We start from the raw sequence: 15,821 nt of genomic DNA, 5'->3' as shown, positions 1-15,821 counted from the left end.
CTCTTAGCGGGTGGAGTACATACTGGCGTACTTCACGCCGAAATAGAGAATGAAGGTATAGCAGGCGGCCGGCACGAAGAACGACCATTGCAGTCCGATGGAATCGGCCAGCAGGCCCTGCACGAAGGGCACCACGGCGCCACCGACGATGGCCATGCACAGGATGCCGGAGCCCTGGCCGGTCTGCTTGCCCAGCTTGTGCAGCGCCATGCTGAAGATGGTCGGGAACATGATGGAGTTGAACAGGCCTACCGCGATGATGGCCCACATGGCGACCGCGCCGCCGCCGAAGATGGCCGTCAGGATCAGAGCGATGGAGGCCGCCGAGTTGAACGCCAGCGCCTTGCCCGGACTAACGTAACGCATCACGGCGAAGCCGATGAAGCGCCCAACCATCGCGCCGCCCCAATAATAGCTGACGTAGTGCGCGGCGGCGCCGGCAGGCAGGCTGGCGACATTGGCCTCGCCAAGGAAGTTAATCAGGAAGCTGCCGATGCTGACCTCACCGCCCACGTACAGGAAGATGCCGATCGCGCCCAGCACCAGATGGCGGTGCGCCAGCACCGACTTCTCGACGGTGGAGATGACGCCACCCTCCTCTTCCGCGTGAGTCATTTTCGGCAGGCGCACCAGCGCAAACAGGATGGCCAATGCCAGCAACGCGGCGGCCAGCACCAGATATGGCATCTGCACGGCGGCGGCTTCCTCGGCCTTGGTCTTGACCAGGTTGGCCACGGCGGGCGCGCCTTCGGACAGGATCAGGATGCCGCCCAAGGTCGGCGCGATGGTGGTGCCCAGCGAGTTGAAGGCCTGCGTCAGCGTCAACCGGCTCGACGCGGTGGCCGGGGCGCCCAGCACCGTCACATACGGATTGGCCGCCACCTGCAGGATGGTGATGCCGCTGGCGAGCACGAAGAAGGCCAGCAGGAACAGCGCGTAGCCGTTCATCGAAGCGGGATAGAACAGCGCGCAGCCGCCGGCCGCCAGTACCAGGCCGCTGACCGCGCCGCGCTGGTAGCCGATACGCTTGATCAGCATACCGGCCGGCAGCGAGACGATGAAGTAGGCGCCGAAGAAGCAGAACTGCACCAGCATCGCCTGCACATAATTAAGGGTATAAATCGATTTCAGGTGGGGTATCAGCACGTCGTTCAGCGACGTCAGAAGGCCCCACATGAAGAACAGCAGCGTGATGATGATCAGCGGGACGGTGTTGCCCTGCCCCGCCTGATCCGTTTGGCCGCGAGTACGCATGGCTGCCGATGCAACGTGTTCCATAAGTCTGTCTCCTGTATGGATGGTTTTTATATTAATGAAAAAGATTCTGCATGCGCGCCGTCCGGCGGTCAAACATCCCGCGAAATTCGGGCCCAGTTTAGCCATCCTCACTAAACATGGTGATATAGGCGGGACGCCACTGCTGCCACGCGCCGGAGGGCTAAAACTGGCATGTTTAGTAAATTGAGCTAAACTTTTAGTCAAAGTCTGCATGGCGTTTGACCGCGCGTAGATGCTTATGCAAGACTGCGTTCACACAGAATCCTGCCGATGGCCCCCAGCCGCGAGCAGCATCATAGAGATACTTGGAGGTTAGATGGGCAATGCCACGAATGTCGCCGGAGTGACGATACGGGATATCGCCCGTGTCGCCGGGGTGTCCACGGGGACCATCTCGCGAGCGCTGAAAAACGAACCGGGATTGACCGAGGCGACCCGCCAGATGGTATTGGAAGCGGCACGGGAACTGGGCTACGACTTTTGCAAGCTGCGGCCGAAGCGCCTGCGCCGCCTGACGTTCCTGCTGCACCGCCAGCACAACACGGCGTCGAGCAGCCCGTTCTACTCGCCGGTGCTGCACGGCGCGGAAGAGGCTTGCCGCAAGCAAGGCATTGTGCTGTCCTTCATGGCGGTCGGTCCGGCGGACGGCTTGATCGACCAGATACGCATGCATGCGCCGGACGGTATCGTCTGCGCCGGGTTCTTCGAGCCGGAGACACTGAGCGCGCTACGCTCGACCGGCAAGCAGCTGGTGTTGATCGATATGAAGCTGCGCGGTTACAGCTCGGTCAACCCGGACAATATGATGGGCGGCTATTTGGCCACGAAACACCTGATCGACACCGGCCGCACGCGCGTGGGCTTCATTTCCGGTCCGCTGTCGCACTACAGCATCCGCGAACGCGCGCGCGGCTATCGGCAGGCGCTGTTCGAGGAAGGGATCCTGGCCGATCCCCGCCTGGAGGCGGGACTGCCGGATGGCGTGGATCTCGAAACGGGCGCCTGGGAAGCGATGGAGCAGCTGCTGTCCCTGCCCCATCCGCCGGACGCCGTATTCTGCTACAACGACAGCGCCGCGCTGGTGGCCATGCGCTGCTGCCTGGCCAAGGGTTTGAAGGTCCCGCACGATATCGCGATCGTCGGCTTCGACGACATCGCAACCGCCGTGTTGGGACACCGCCCGCTGACGACGCTGCGCATCGACAAAAAGGCATTGGGCGCGCTGGGTGTGGAGCTGCTGCTCAGCGGGCAGCAGGAAGAACCGGTTGAGAAGATAGCTCCGGTGGAGCTGGTCGTCCGCGCCAGCACAGTATTCGACGGCTGGCGCATACAGAAATAGACTTTGCAATCCAGGTTACGCCGCAGGACGTTCGGTTCGAAAGGACCGAACGGGGGGACTGCTGCGCGCCTGAAAACACACACGGGGCCCGCCATACAAAGACGGCCCGCTTTCCAACCCAAACACGGACCTGACGATGGTGCCAGATTTTCAATCCCGCTCGACGCTGCTGAACCACATACGCCACACCAAGCACTTCTACGATGACCGTTGCGTGGATGTCAGCGGCGGCTTCTATCACTTCTACAAGGACGACGGCACGGTCTACGACGCCCGCACCCGTCACCTGGTCAGCAGCACGCGCTTCGTGTTCACCTACGCGATGGCGTGGCGCCAGTTCGGCGAGGCGGCGGACCAGCAGCGCCTACGGCACGGCCTGGACTTCCTGCGCAAGGCGCACCGCAACACCGAAACCGGCGGCTACGCCTGGCAGCTGGACTGGAACAACGGCGCTGGCACCGTCACCGACGGCACCAACCATTGCTACGGCCTGGCCTTCGTGCTGCTGGCATACAGCCATGCGCTGATGGCCGGCGAGACCCAGGCCCGCGAGTGGATCGCCGAGACCTTCGCGTTGATGGAGCGCCGCTTCTGGCAATCCGCGTACGGCCTGTATGCCGATGAAGCCAGTTCCGACTGGAGTTATCTCGATCCCTATCGCGGCCAGAACGCCAACATGCACGCCTGCGAAGCGCTGATCGCCGCCTTCGAGGCGACCGGCGAACGCGCCTACCTGCTGCGCGCCGAAACACTGGCACGCAACATCACGCAACGCCAGGCCGCGCTGGCCGACAACCTGATTTGGGAGCACTACCACGCCGATTGGTCGGTCGACACCGAATACAACCGCCATGACAAGAGCAATATCTTCCGTCCATGGGGCTATCAGCCGGGCCACCTGACCGAATGGGCCAAGCTGCTGCTGCTGCTGGAGCGTCACGGCGAACAACTCGAGGGCGGAAGCAACTGGCTGCTGCCGCGCGCCGTCGAACTGTTCGACGCCGCGCTGGCCAAGGCCTGGGACCATGAGCATGGCGGCATCTACTACGGCTTCGCGCCGGACGGCAGCATTTGCGACGATCTCAAATACTTCTGGGTGCAGGCCGAGAGCCTGGCCACCGCCGCACTGCTGGCCGCCCGCACCGGCGAATCGCGCTACTGGACCTGGTACGACAAGATCTGGGCCTACAGCTGGGAGCATTTCGTCGATCACCAGCATGGCGCGTGGTACCGCATACTGGGCGCCGACAACAGCAAGCTGACCGACGAGAAAAGCCCGGCCGGCAAAGTGGACTATCACACCATGGGCGCCTGCTACGAAGTACTTAACGTTTTGAAGGATTGATATGACGGCCTTTCCATTCTTCGTGGCGGCGGGCGAAGCGCTGACCGATATGATCGTGCAGGACCCGGCGCAGCAGCACTGGCTTAGCCAGGTCGGCGGCTCGACCTGGAACGTGGCGCGCACCATGGCCCGCCTTGACGTGCCGACCGCCTTCGCCGGCGCCATCAGCCGCGACGTCTTCGGCGACGCGCTGTGGCAGGCCAGCGAGGCTGCCCGGCTGGACCTGCGCTTCATCCAGCGCTACGACAAGTCGCCGCTGCTGGCCATCGTGCACCGCACCGACCCGCCGGCCTACTTCTTCGTCGGGGACGACAGCGCCGACCTTCACTTCGACGCGGCGGCGCTGCCGCAGGACTGGCGTGCGCACTGCAAGTGGGTGCACTTCGGTGGCATCAGCCTGGCGCGCCAGCCGCTGGCGGACAAGCTGGTGGCGCTGGCCGAACAGCTCAAGCAGGACGGCGTGCGGATCAGCTACGATCCCAATTACCGGCTGCTGATGGATCAGCGCTACGACGCCACGCTGCGCCGCATGACCGAACTGGCGGACGTGGTCAAGGTGTCGGAGGAAGACCTGGAAGGCCTGTTCCGCACCGCCGATATCGACGGCGCCTTCGCCTCGCTGCGAAGCTGGAACCCTGCCGCCACCTACCTGTACACCAAGGGTTCGGCCGGCGCATCGCTGCACATCGGCGACGAGGCATGGCACATGCCGGCGCCGCCGATCACCGTGGTCGACACCGTCGGCGCCGGTGACGCCAGCATCGCAGCGCTGGCGTGGAGCATGATGCATCGCCCGCAGCAGCAGCCCTTGCAGCATCTGGGCTTCGCGGTGGCCGCAGGTGCCGCCGCCTGCCTGGCGCCGGGCGCGTCGCCACCATCGCTGGCGCAAATCGAAGCGCTGATCACGTAAAAAACAGCCGCGCCGTCATACGGGCGTCATACACGATCGATAAGATAGCGGGCTTTATATTGCCCCTCTTCTTTAGGTCCTTATGCGCCCGACTACTCCTTTCGCTAAATCCCGTTTGCACCTGGCCCTTGCGGCCGCCGGCCTGTGCGCCTTGCACGGCGCGGCCTTCGCCGCTGAAGACGGCAGTGACGGCGCGCTGTCCAAGGTCGTCATCAAGGCGACAGTGGAAAAGAAAAAGCTGGGCGACAGCGTCAGCGGCGGCGCCCTGGGACGCAAGTCGGAACTGGATACGCCCTTCTCCACCAAGGCTGTCAGCAGCGACGAGATCGAAGACCGCCTGGCCACCAGCATCTCCGAAGTGCTGAAGTACGACGCCTCGGTCACCGCCATCAGCCCACCGATCAGCACCCATCCCGCCACCATCCAGATGCGCGGCCTGCGCCTCGATGACCTGAACGGCTACAAGATCAACGGCTTGGCCAACATCAACCGCGGCACCGAAATGCCGCTGGAGATGTTCGAGAGCGTGGAAGTGCTCAAGGGCCTGACCGGCTTTATGTACGGCTTCGGTTCACCGGGCGGCATCGTCAACTATGTCAGCAAGCGCCCGACCACCGACAAGAGCTTCAGCGCGGCCATGGGCTACCAGGAAGGCGGCGCGATCAAGGAACATATCGACACCGGCGGCCGCCTTGGCGAAGAAGGCGGCTTCGGCTACCGTCTGAACCTGCTGCACGAAGATGGCGGCGTGCAGGAGGAAAGCGGCTCGATCAAGCGCAATGCGGCGGGCCTGAACCTGGAATGGCGCGTCTCCAGCGACGTGGCGCTGACCTACGATGCGATCTACCAGCGCCGCAAGAGCGTGGGTGGCACCGACGTGGTGATCTCGCCGCTGTACGTGGTGCCCAAGCCGGTCGCCGGCGACACGAAACTCAATAGCATCGGCGCGGGCAGCGATGTCGAATACTCGCTGTCCACCGTCGGCGTGGAATACCGCATGAGCCCAGAATGGGTGGCGAACCTGTCGTACCGCACCTCGAGTTCGACGCGCGTTTACAAGAAGGACCAGTACTACATCACCAGCAACAAAGCTGACTACAAGGACCGCGTCACCTCCGAACTGCACGGCTACCACTTCGACCAGGCGCAGGCCAGCTTCGAAGGCAAGGTCAACGCCTTCGGCCTGGCGCATGAAATCGTCGCCGGCGTGAGCTCGCAGAACCTGTCGTCGACCTCCTCGGCGGTCACGCCCAAGACCTATCTGGGCAACGGCAACCTGTACGCGCCCAACATCATCAACGTCGGCGGCATCAACTGGAGCGGCGGCACCTATCGCGACGAAACCACCCGCCAGGAGGCGGCCTTCGCCAGCGACACCGTCAAGCTGACCGACAACTGGTCGGTGCTGGCCGGCGCCCGCTACACGCGCTACAACGACACCGCCTACTCCACCAAGGGCGCGGTCACCGCCAACTACCCCGCGCAGCGCACCACGCCGACCGTGGCCCTGATGTACAAGCCGGCCGCCGATACTACCGTCTACGGCAGCTACGTCGAGGCGATGGAGCAGGCCTCCAGCGCGCCGACGTCCACCGTCAACGCCAACCAGACCTTCGCACCGCTCAAGAGCAAGCAGGCGGAAGTCGGCATCAAGACGGAGCGCAGCTTCTGGAACGCCAGCGCGGCGCTGTTCCACATCAAGCGCGGCGCGCAGTACACCAATGGCGCCAACGTCTTCGTGGAAGATGGCGAAACCAAGTACCAGGGCGTGGAATTCAACACCGTGGTGCAGGCGACGAAGAACCTGTCGATCGAAGGTGGCCTGATGCTGCTCGACGCGACGCTGGAAAACGCCGCGCCGGGCTACGGCGGCAAGCGCGCCGTGGGCGCGCCGCGCCGCCAGGTGTCGGTGCAGGCGACCTGGCGCGACGTGCTGCCTGGCCTGGCGCTGCACGCCGGCACGCAGTACCTGGGTGAGCTGCCGATGGATGCGGCCAACGTCAACACGCTGCCGGCCTATACGCTGTTCGACGCGGGCTTCAACTACCGTCACCGCTACTTCGGCAAGATGGTCAGCGTGCGCGCCAACATCTCCAACATCGCCAACCGCAAATACTGGACCTACTACCAGGAGAACTACCTGAACGTCGGTTCGCCGCGCACCGCCAGCGTGAATGTTCGCGTAGACTTCTAAACCATGAAACCACCACGCCTCGCGGCCGGCGCCGCCCTGTCCCTGTTGCTGTTGAACGCGTCCGGCCAGCAGTATTACCAGACCAAGACGCCATATCAACCGCAGCAGGCCAGCGCCAGCTACGAGGCGCCGCCGCAAGGGTACCGCGCGGTCTACACCCAGCTGCTGGCGCGGCACGGGTCACGCGGCTTGAGCAGCATGAAGACAGACCTGGCGCTGTACAAGCTTTGGCAGCTGGCGGAAAAGGAAAAGGCGCTGACGCCGCTGGGCGCGCAACTGGGCGACGACCTGCTGCAAATGATGAAGGCCAATGCGCTGCTGGGCTACGGCGTGGCCGGCATCACCAAGCCTGGCTACGGCAACGAGACCATGCAGGGCGTGACGGAGCACAAGCAGCTGGCGGAGCGCATGGTCCGCCGCTTGCCGCAACTGTTCAATGACGCCGCAACTGCGCAGCGCCGCATCCTGCTCGTCACCTCCGGGAAGGACCGCGCGGTCGACAGCGGCGAGTACTTCGCCGGCTCGCTGGTGGCGCAGCAACCCAAGCTGCAGGCGCTGATCGCGCGTCCACCATCGCTGACGCCGCGCGCGGAAATGAATCACGAAAGCCGCCCTGCGGGCACCGACCGCTATCTGCTCTACTTCCATAAACTCAGCGCCAAGCAGGACGCGGTGGCCGACAGCGGCGATCCGCTGTACGCCACCTGGCAGGCCAGCCAGGAATACCAGGCCTGGGTCCGGAGCGACGAACTGCGCGCGCGCGAAACCGCCATCCTGGCGCAGCCACAGGTTGCGGCGGCCGCCAGGGCGGTGCTGGAACGCCTGTTCACGCAGGCCTTCGTCGCCGGGCTGGATCAGGGCCGCTACAGCGCGGCCAACACCGGCACCTTCAGCTATACCAGCGCCGACAAGCAGTTCACCAACAAGCTGACGGGCGACGGCGACACCGAGATCAAGTCCGCCATCGACGCGGCGCAGGCACTGTACGACCTCTACTCGGCGGCGGCCGACATGAGGGCCGAACTGAAAGCCGACTTCACCCGCTACATGCCGGCACCGCAGGCGGCGGTGTTCGCGGCCACCGAGGACGCCATCGCCTTCTACACCAAGGGACCCGGCATCAGCGAAAATAACGGCGTCAATTACCGCATGGCGCAAACGCTGTTTGTCGATTTTTTCAGTGAAGTGGACGCCATCGCCAAAGGCGACCTGTCGCATGCCGCCAAGCTGCGTTTCAGCCACGCGGAAATCGTCATCCCGATGGCGGCCATCCTTGGACTGCCCGGCATGTCCGAACCGCTGCCGCGCGCGGCGACCTACAGCTACGACAACAGCAACTGGCGCGGCGAAGCGGTCGCGCCGATGGCCGCCAACATCCAATGGGATGTCTACGTCAACGACGAGGGCCGCACGCTGGTCCGCATGCTGTACAACGAAAAGGAAGCGGACTTCAAACGCGCATGCGACCAAACCAAGCTAACCCCGGCCAGCCATTTCTACGACTACGCCCGCCTGCGCGCCTGCTACTTCCCGAACTAGTACGGAATCACCCGCACCGGTTCTCGTGGCGACCAAGTGCCTCCAGCAGCGCCGGCATGTAGGTGCGGCTTGCGCGCAGCAGGCTGCCGTCGCGCAGGCGCAGCAAGGCGTCGCGATTGGTCAACGCCCGCAGTTCTTCGACCATGTCGATGCGAACTATTGCCGAACGATGCACGCGTTGAAACCGCAGCGGATCGAGCTGCATGGCCAGCAGATGCAGGGGTTCCCGCACCAGGTGCGTCTTGCCACCCGCGTGCAGCGTCGCATAATCGCCGTCCGCCTCGATGCGCTCGACATCGATGGCCCGCACGAGTACCGTGCGCGTCCCCGTTCGTATCGTGAACGTCTGCGTCCAGGGTGCAGGCGCCGGCAAACGGACTTCTTCGTTCTTCCTGTGCCAGGGAAAGGCCCTTCTTGCGCGGTCCAAGGCCTCGTCGAAACGGTCGTCATCGACTGGCTTGAGCAGATAGTCCAACGCCGCCAGGTCGAATGCCTGCAAGGCGAAGCTGTCATACGCCGTGACCAGGATTACCATGGGCCGGCTGTCCACAGGCAGCGCGCGCAACGCTTCAAGGCCGCTGCGGCCTGGCATTTCGACATCCATGAAGACGAGGTCCGGACGCAGCGCGGCCAGTCCCTGGACGGCGGTGTCGCCGTCTCCATATTCCGCCACCAGCTCGAAACCGGGCCTGTGTGCCAGCCGTGTCTTGAGCGCGAGCCGCGCCAGCGGCTCGTCGTCGACGATCGCGACGGTGATCGGGACCGGCATCATGCCGCCATAGTCCGCAGCGGCAGCGTCAGACGCACGTGGAAGCTGCGCTCACTGCGCCAGTTGGCGACCAACCGGTGCTCCCCACCGTACAGGTGGCGCAGCCGCTCGGCCACATTGGCAAGGCCGATCCCGGCGCCGGAAGTCGCAGCCGACACGGGTCGATGTCCATCATTGAGCAGTTCGACCGCCAGGTTGGCGCCGCTACGCTCGACGCGGATGTCGAGCCGGCCCGCCGTGGCCAGCGGGGCGATACCGTGACGGATCGCATTCTCGACCAGCGGCTGCAGCAGCAAGTACGGGACCGCCGCGCCAAGCACGTCGGGGCCCGCAGTCATCGTCACCCGCAGGCGCTCGCCGAGCCTTGCCTGTTCGATGCCGAGGTAGGCCTCCATCAATGCCAGCTCCTCGGCCAGCGCGTGTTCATGGCGGCCGTCATGCACGAGGGTGGCGCGCAAAAAATCCGCCACGCGGCTGATCATGCGATTGGCCTCGCGATTGTCGCCGGCGGCGACGAGGCCCGATATCGCATTCAGCGTATTAAAAAGGAAGTGCGGATTCACCTGCAGGCGCAATGCCCGCAGTTCGGCATCCCGCGCGTGCGCGAGAGCCTGCGCGAGGCGCAACCGGGTACGCTGCAGCGACAAATAGTAGACCGCCACCGCATGCACGGCGCAGAACGCGATCAGCGCCAGCCAGCAGCCATCCAGCCCCTGTACCAGGTTGGGCCAGCGATAACCGGCCGCCAGCCCGAGCGCGATCGCAAGACGCTGCCCCGCCAGCGCATTCGCCACCGACATCGCGTAGCTTGCCGCCAGCAAGATGAGCGCTGTGGCCAGCAACCCGCTCTCGCGGCGCCACAACAGGCGCTGCAGCCAGGCCAGCGGCGCGATCCACGCCATGCAGGCGACAAAGTACAGCCCACGGAAGGCGGCGGCGTAACCATGCCCGAGCTCCGGCAGCCCGAGGATCGCCATGGAGGCGGCAACCGGCAAGGCGGCGAGGACTGCGACGAGTCGTGGTGCGGGTTCTTTCAAGCTGCGCATCCGGAAAAGAGGAAAGCACCGATTCTAGCGCGTCAGTCGCCTATCGAGTAAAGCATCGAGCTAATCTTCCAGCCCTCCCCGGTCTGCACCATCTGCCAGCTTTCGCTTCCACGGTTGGTGACTTTCCCGTTGCCGAGGAAATCAAAGTTGAAGTAGACCGAGGCCACAGCGCCATTCGTTTCGATGCGCACATCGTAGAAGCGCTCTTCGACCGGCCCGGTGGAAGTCTGGATGTAGTTCGCGAACTTTTGCCAGCTTGAGCGCACCACCTTGGGCGCCGCCGGGTTGTTCGCCTTGATCGATTTCCAGGTTGGGGTGTCGAGTACCGATAGCCAGCTGTCGTGGTCCGGCAGGAACAGGCCCCCCAGGGTTTTCCCGTCGTGGGCGATGATGGCGGACTGGAACTGCTGGACGACTTGGCGAATGGCCGCCACGTCGGCGTCATGTCCGGTGTCGGCGGCGCGCGCGGGCGCGGCGCACCAGGCGGCGATGATGAGGGTAAAAACAAAGGACGGCAGTTTGTGCATATGGACTCCAATGTGAGTAAAAAGTCACGATAAGCGCCGGCGCCTCGCCGGTCGAGCCGATTGCGCCGGACCGTGCACGGGATGCGGCGAAGCGGTGCTGCCCCGCCATCCACTGCCGAAAACACAACATCCGATTCATTTTGTTACGGGGCTTCCATTTTTATAGTGATAGACTTGGTAGGTCTTTTCATATCATGAGAGGCTTACCCCATGAACCAGATGACCAGGCGTCAGTTCCTTCGGGTGACTGGCGCGACCATCGCGGGTTCGAGCATCGCGCTTCTCGGCTTTGCGCCGGCATCGGCCCTGGCCGAAGTCCGGCAATACAAGCTGGCGCGCAGCACCGAAACCCGCAACACCTGCCCCTACTGCTCCGTGGGATGCGGGATCCTTATGTACGGCTTGGGCGACGGCGCCAAGAACGCCAAGGCCAGCATCATCCACATCGAGGGCGACGCCGACCACCCGGTCAACCGCGGCACGCTATGCCCGAAGGGCGCGAGCCTCGTCGATTTCATCCACTCCGAAAACCGCCTGCTGGTGCCAGAGTACCGCGCGCCCGGCGCGACCGAGTGGAGCAAAATCTCCTGGGACGACGCGCTGACCCGCATCGCCAAGTTGATGAAGGCCGATCGCGACGCCAATTTCATCGACAAGACGGCGGATGGCAAAACCGTCAACCGCTGGACCACCACCGGCATGCTGTGCGCGTCGGCGGCGACCAATGAAGTAGGTTATCTGACCCATAAAACCATGCGCAGTCTGGGCATGCTGGCATTCGACAATCAAGCGCGTGTATGACACGGTCCGACGGTGGCAGGTCTTGCCTCGACATTTGGACGTGGTGCGATGACGAATCATTGGGTGGACATCAAGAACGCTGATGTCATCCTGGTCATGGGCGGTAACGCAGCGGAAGCACACCCCTGCGGATTCAAATGGGTCACGGAAGCGAAGGCGCATCGCGGCGCGAAGCTGATCGTGGTCGACCCACGCTTTACCCGTACCGCTTCGGTGGCGGACTACTACGTCCCTACCCGTACCGGCGCGGACATTGTTTTCCTGGGCGGGATCATCAACTACCTGCTCACGAACGACAAGATCCAGCACGAGTACGTCCGCAATTACACGGACATGCCCTTCATTGTCCGCGAGGACTTCGCCTTTAATGACGGCTTGTATTCGGGCTGGGACGAAAAAGCGGGCAAGTACACGGACAAGAGCAGCTGGAACTACGAGATGGGCGACGACGGCTTCGCCAAGATCGACGCCACGCTCGAACACCCGCGCTGCGTCTATCAGCTGATGAAGAAGCACTACGCGCGCTACACACCGGAGATGGTGGAGAAAGCTTGCGGCGTACCGCCCGAGAAGTTCCACAAGGTCGCCGAGATGCTGGCATCGACCGCAGTTCCGGGCCGCGCCGCCACCATCCTGTATGCGCTGGGCTGGACGCAGCATTCCACCGGCGCGGAAACGCTGCGCACCGGCGCCATGGTGCAGCTCCTGCTGGGGAACATCGGCATCGCCGGCGGCGGCATGAACGCGCTGCGCGGCCACTCCAACATCCAGGGCCTGACCGACCTGGGGCTGCTGACCAATATGCTGCCCGGCTACCTGTCGCTGCCCGGCGAGGCGGAGCAGGACTTCGAGGCCTACGTGGCCAAGCGCGCGCTGAAGCCTTTGCGTCCGAATCAGCTCAGCTACTACAGCAACGCGAAGAAGTTCCTGGTCAGCTTCATGAAGTGCTGGTGGGGCGACGCCGCCACGGAGGAGAACAACTACGCCTTCGACTACCTGCCCAAGCTGGACAAGCCCTACGACATGATGCAGGCGTTTGAGCTTATGCATCAAGGGAAAATGAACGGCTACATCTGCCAGGGCTTCAACATCCTGGCCTCGGCGCCGGACAAGCAGAAGATCACGGAAGCCTTGTCCAAGCTGAAGTACCTGGTGGTGATGGACCCGCTCGCGGTGGAGACGGCGGAGTTCTGGCGGCCCTTCGGCGAGTTCCACCAGGTCGATCCGACCAAGATCCAGACCGAGGTGTTCCGCCTGCCGACCACCTGCTTCGCCGAGGAACGCGGCTCGCTGGTGAGCTCCTCGCGCGTGCTGCAGTGGCACTGGCAAGGGGCCGACGGTCCGGGACAGACCAAGAGCGATCTGGAGATCATGTCCGGCATCTTCCTGCGCATCAAAAAGATGTACCAGACCGACGGCGGCAAATTCCCCGACCCTATCGTCAACCTCACCTGGCCGTACGCCAAGCCGTTCAGCCCAACGCCGGAAGAACTGGCGATGGAGTACAACGGCAAGGCGCTCAAGGAGCTCACCGATCCTAAGGACCCGACGAAAGTCATCCTGAAGAAAAACGAGCAGGTGGCCGGCTTCGCGCAATTGCGCGACGACGGCAGCACGGCTTGCGGCTGCTGGATCTTCGCCGGCTGCTGGACCTCGGCCGGCAACCAGATGGGACGGCGCGACAACTCCGACCCGACCGGCATCGGCCAGACGCTGAACTGGGCCTGGGCCTGGCCGGCCAACCGACGCATCCTTTACAACCGCGCTTCCTGCGACACCAAGGGCAAGCCGTGGGACCCCACGCGCAAGCTGGTGGGATGGAACGGCACCAACTGGGCCGGCGCCGACATCCCCGACTTCAAGGCGGACGAGCCACCGGAAAACGGCATGGGACCATTCATCATGCTGGCCGAGGGCGTGGCGCGCTTCTTCTCGCGCGACGCCATGGCCGAGGGGCCCTTCCCCGAGCACTACGAGCCGTTCGAAACGCCGGTCGGCCACAACCCGCTGCATCCGGCGAATGCGCGCGCCACCAGCAATCCGGTCGGCCGCATGTTCCCGAACGACCGGGCCAAGCTGGGCAAGGTGGCCGAGTTCCCGCACGTAGCGACCAGCTACCGCCTGACGGAGCATTTCCACTACTGGACCAAGCACGCGCGCCTGAACGCCATCATCCAGCCGGAGCAGTTTGTGGAAATCGGCGAAGACCTGGGCAAGGAGATCGGCGTGGCGCACGGGGACCGCGTCAAGGTCAGCTCCAAGCGCGGACACATCGTGGCCAAGGCCGTGGTGACCAAGCGCATTAAGGCGCTCATCATCGACGGCAAGAAGACCCACCAGGTCGGACTGCCGATCCACTTCGGGTTCAAGGGAGTCACCAAACCGGGCTACCTGATCAACACCCTCACGCCGACGGTTGGTGACGGCAATTCACAGACACCGGAATTCAAGTCCTTCCTGGTGAAAGTGGAAAAAGCATGACGGCCCGAGGAGAATGACCATGGCACTACAATCCCTTGATATCAAGCGCATGTCGGCCACCACGGTGCAGGAACCGGTGGCGCGCACGCCCGTCACCGGCACCGTCGCCAAGTTGATCGACGTGTCGAAGTGCATAGGCTGCAAGGCCTGCCAGACCGCCTGCATGGAGTGGAACGACCTGCGCGACGACGTCGGCGAGACCACCGGCGTGTACGACAATCCGATCGACCTGTCGCCGCAATCGTGGACCGTGATGCGGTTCTCGGAACACGAGACCAACGACGGCAACCTCGAATGGCTGATACGCAAAGACGGCTGCATGCACTGCGAGGACCCGGGCTGCCTGAAGGCCTGCCCCTCGCCCGGCGCCATCGTCCAGTACACCAACGGCATCGTCGACTTCCACCAGGAGAACTGCATCGGCTGCGGCTACTGCGTGGCCGGTTGCCCGTTCGATGTGCCGCGCATCTCCAAGAAGGACGACCGCGCCTACAAGTGCACGCTGTGCTCCGACCGCGTGGCGGTCGGCCAGGAGCCGGCCTGCGTCAAGACCTGCCCCACCGGCGCCATCGTCTTCGGCACCAAGGAGGACATGAAGGACCACGCGGCGGAGCGCATCGAGGACCTGAAGTCGCGCGGCTACGCCAACGCCGGCTTGTACGATCCGGCCGGCGTGGGCGGCACGCACGTGATGTATGTGCTGCACCACGCCGACCAGCCGGGCCTCTACCACGGCTTGAAGGCCAATCCGAGCATCAGCCCCATGGTCGGACTGTGGAAGGGCCTGACCAAGCCCCTGGCGCTGGCTGGCATCGCCGTCACGGCGCTGGCGGGCTGGTTCCACTACTCGCGCGTCGGGCCGAATGAGGTGAGCAAGGACGAGGAAGCCGAGGCGCTGCATGAAGCCAACCGTATCCGGGAGAGCGAAAAATGAGCACACCTGATCGCGACAAGGACGGCAACCCGCTGATCGAGCGCTATACGCCGAATGAACGCAGCAACCACTGGATCACCGCCATCTGCTTCGTGCTGCTGGCGGTGTCCGGGCTGGCGATGTTCCATCCGGCGACCGCGTGGCTGGCGGTGTTCCTGGGCGGCGGCCAGTGGACGCGCATCCTGCATCCGTTTATCGGACTGGTGATGTTCGTCTCGTTCGCGCTGCTGGTGGTGCGCTTCTGGCATCACAACCAGTTCGAGCCGGGCGATAAACAGTGGTTGGATCAAATCGGCGACGTGATTCACAAGCGCGAGGACAAGGTGCCCAAGGTGGGCCGCTACAACGCGGGTCAGAAGCTGTTGTTCTTCGTGCTGATCGTCTGCATGTGCTGCCTTCTGCTGTCGGGCGTGGTGATCTGGCGTGCCTACTTCGCGTTCTACTTCCCCATTGACGTCGTCCGCTTCGCCGCGCTGCTGCACGCTTTCTGCGCGTTCGTGATCATTTGCGTGATCGTGATACACGTCTATGCCGGCCTGTGGGTGAAGGGTTCGATAGGCGCCATGGTGCGCGGCACCGTTACCTACGGGTGGGCGCGGAAGCATCACCAGCGCTGGTTTGAGGAAGTGGCGCGCAAATCACGTGATTGACCCGGCAG

General features: G+C 63.8%; 12 protein-coding genes. 8 read left to right on the top strand and 4 right to left on the bottom strand.

Going from position 1 to position 15,821, the window contains the following annotated elements:
* Nucleotides 1-3: 3 nt before the first annotated feature.
* Entirely contained in the window at nt 4-1,278 is a 1,275-nt protein-coding gene (locus ACUJB0_RS07195; protein WP_444844626.1) for a sugar MFS transporter, read from the bottom strand.
* 316 nt (nt 1,279-1,594) lie between these two features.
* Between ACUJB0_RS07195 and ACUJB0_RS07190 the strand changes: the two genes are divergently transcribed.
* The 5 genes from ACUJB0_RS07190 to ACUJB0_RS07170 all read left to right on the top strand — a co-directional run bounded on the left by ACUJB0_RS07190 (nt 1,595) and on the right by ACUJB0_RS07170 (nt 8,605).
* Nucleotides 1,595-2,617: a LacI family DNA-binding transcriptional regulator gene (locus tag ACUJB0_RS07190; protein ID WP_161082244.1), complete on the top strand. Its 1,023-nt coding sequence runs from the start codon at nt 1,595-1,597 to the stop codon at nt 2,615-2,617.
* A gap of 136 nt (nt 2,618-2,753) precedes the next feature.
* The gene (locus tag ACUJB0_RS07185; protein ID WP_444844625.1) at nt 2,754-3,962 is read left to right on the top strand and encodes an AGE family epimerase/isomerase; all 1,209 of its coding nucleotides are present in this window, start codon (nt 2,754-2,756) and stop codon (nt 3,960-3,962) included.
* 1 nt (nt 3,963) lies between these two features.
* Entirely contained in the window at nt 3,964-4,872 is a 909-nt protein-coding gene (locus ACUJB0_RS07180) for a carbohydrate kinase family protein (protein WP_444844624.1), read from the top strand.
* 115 nt (nt 4,873-4,987) lie between these two features.
* A complete protein-coding gene (locus tag ACUJB0_RS07175; RefSeq protein ID WP_444844623.1) occupies nt 4,988-7,066 on the top strand; it encodes a TonB-dependent siderophore receptor in 2,079 nt (692 codons plus the stop codon).
* 3 nt (nt 7,067-7,069) lie between these two features.
* Nucleotides 7,070-8,605, top strand: coding sequence for a histidine-type phosphatase (locus tag ACUJB0_RS07170; RefSeq protein ID WP_444844622.1), 1,536 nt, complete (start codon nt 7,070-7,072; stop codon nt 8,603-8,605).
* Nucleotides 8,606-8,612: 7 nt separating this feature from the next.
* Here the strand turns inward: ACUJB0_RS07170 and ACUJB0_RS07165 are convergent, their stop codons facing one another.
* The 3 genes from ACUJB0_RS07165 to ACUJB0_RS07155 are packed head-to-tail and all read right to left on the bottom strand — an operon-like array spanning nt 8,613 to nt 10,947.
* Complete coding sequence (locus tag ACUJB0_RS07165; protein ID WP_444844621.1) at nt 8,613-9,374, bottom strand: LytR/AlgR family response regulator transcription factor; 762 nt, start codon at nt 9,372-9,374, stop codon at nt 8,613-8,615.
* On the bottom strand, nt 9,374-10,411 hold the full coding sequence (locus ACUJB0_RS07160; protein ID WP_444844620.1) for a sensor histidine kinase: 1,038 nt from the start codon (nt 10,409-10,411) through the stop codon (nt 9,374-9,376). Before ACUJB0_RS07160 ends, ACUJB0_RS07165 begins: the two co-directional genes overlap by 1 nt.
* Before the next feature lie 41 nt (nt 10,412-10,452).
* A complete protein-coding gene (locus ACUJB0_RS07155; RefSeq protein ID WP_444844619.1) occupies nt 10,453-10,947 on the bottom strand; it encodes a nuclear transport factor 2 family protein in 495 nt (164 codons plus the stop codon).
* 210 nt (nt 10,948-11,157) lie between these two features.
* On the opposite strand from ACUJB0_RS07155, the gene fdnG reads away from it, so the two are divergent.
* The 3 genes from fdnG to ACUJB0_RS07140 are packed head-to-tail and all read left to right on the top strand — an operon-like array spanning nt 11,158 to nt 15,813.
* Nucleotides 11,158-14,229, top strand: a complete 3,072-nt coding sequence (gene fdnG / locus ACUJB0_RS07150; protein ID WP_444844618.1) for a formate dehydrogenase-N subunit alpha — start codon at nt 11,158-11,160, stop codon at nt 14,227-14,229.
* A 19-nt stretch (nt 14,230-14,248) separates the two neighbouring features.
* Nucleotides 14,249-15,163 carry a formate dehydrogenase subunit beta gene (gene fdxH, locus ACUJB0_RS07145; protein WP_161082252.1) on the top strand — a complete coding sequence of 305 codons (915 nt, stop codon included), beginning with the start codon at nt 14,249-14,251 and terminating at the stop codon, nt 15,161-15,163.
* Nucleotides 15,160-15,813, top strand: coding sequence for a formate dehydrogenase subunit gamma (locus ACUJB0_RS07140; RefSeq protein WP_161082253.1), 654 nt, complete (start codon nt 15,160-15,162; stop codon nt 15,811-15,813). The genes fdxH and ACUJB0_RS07140 overlap by 4 nt, the downstream gene beginning before the upstream one ends.
* Nucleotides 15,814-15,821: the final 8 nt, after the last annotated feature.

It is taken from the genome of Duganella caerulea (genome assembly GCF_040362985.1).
GTDB classification, from domain to species: Bacteria; Pseudomonadota; Gammaproteobacteria; order Burkholderiales; family Burkholderiaceae_D; genus Rugamonas; species Rugamonas vulcania.
The sequence above is the reverse complement of the archived record's forward strand: the minus strand, read 5'-3'. Positions and strand labels throughout refer to the sequence as shown.

Excerpts from the sequence above, each read along its gene's own strand:
- ACUJB0_RS07195 (WP_444844626.1), bottom strand. The coding sequence starts at position 1,278 with ATGGAACACGTTGCATCGGCAGCCATGCGTACTCGCGGCCAAACGGAT.
- ACUJB0_RS07190 (WP_161082244.1), top strand. The coding sequence starts at position 1,595 with ATGGGCAATGCCACGAATGTCGCCGGAGTGACGATACGGGATATCGCC.
- ACUJB0_RS07185 (WP_444844625.1), top strand. The coding sequence starts at position 2,754 with ATGGTGCCAGATTTTCAATCCCGCTCGACGCTGCTGAACCACATACGC.
- ACUJB0_RS07180 (WP_444844624.1), top strand. The coding sequence starts at position 3,964 with ATGACGGCCTTTCCATTCTTCGTGGCGGCGGGCGAAGCGCTGACCGAT.
- ACUJB0_RS07170 (WP_444844622.1), top strand. The coding sequence starts at position 7,070 with ATGAAACCACCACGCCTCGCGGCCGGCGCCGCCCTGTCCCTGTTGCTG.
- ACUJB0_RS07165 (WP_444844621.1), bottom strand. The coding sequence starts at position 9,374 with ATGCCGGTCCCGATCACCGTCGCGATCGTCGACGACGAGCCGCTGGCG.
- ACUJB0_RS07155 (WP_444844619.1), bottom strand. The coding sequence starts at position 10,947 with ATGCACAAACTGCCGTCCTTTGTTTTTACCCTCATCATCGCCGCCTGG.
- fdxH (WP_161082252.1), top strand. The coding sequence starts at position 14,249 with ATGGCACTACAATCCCTTGATATCAAGCGCATGTCGGCCACCACGGTG.
- ACUJB0_RS07140 (WP_161082253.1), top strand. The coding sequence starts at position 15,160 with ATGAGCACACCTGATCGCGACAAGGACGGCAACCCGCTGATCGAGCGC.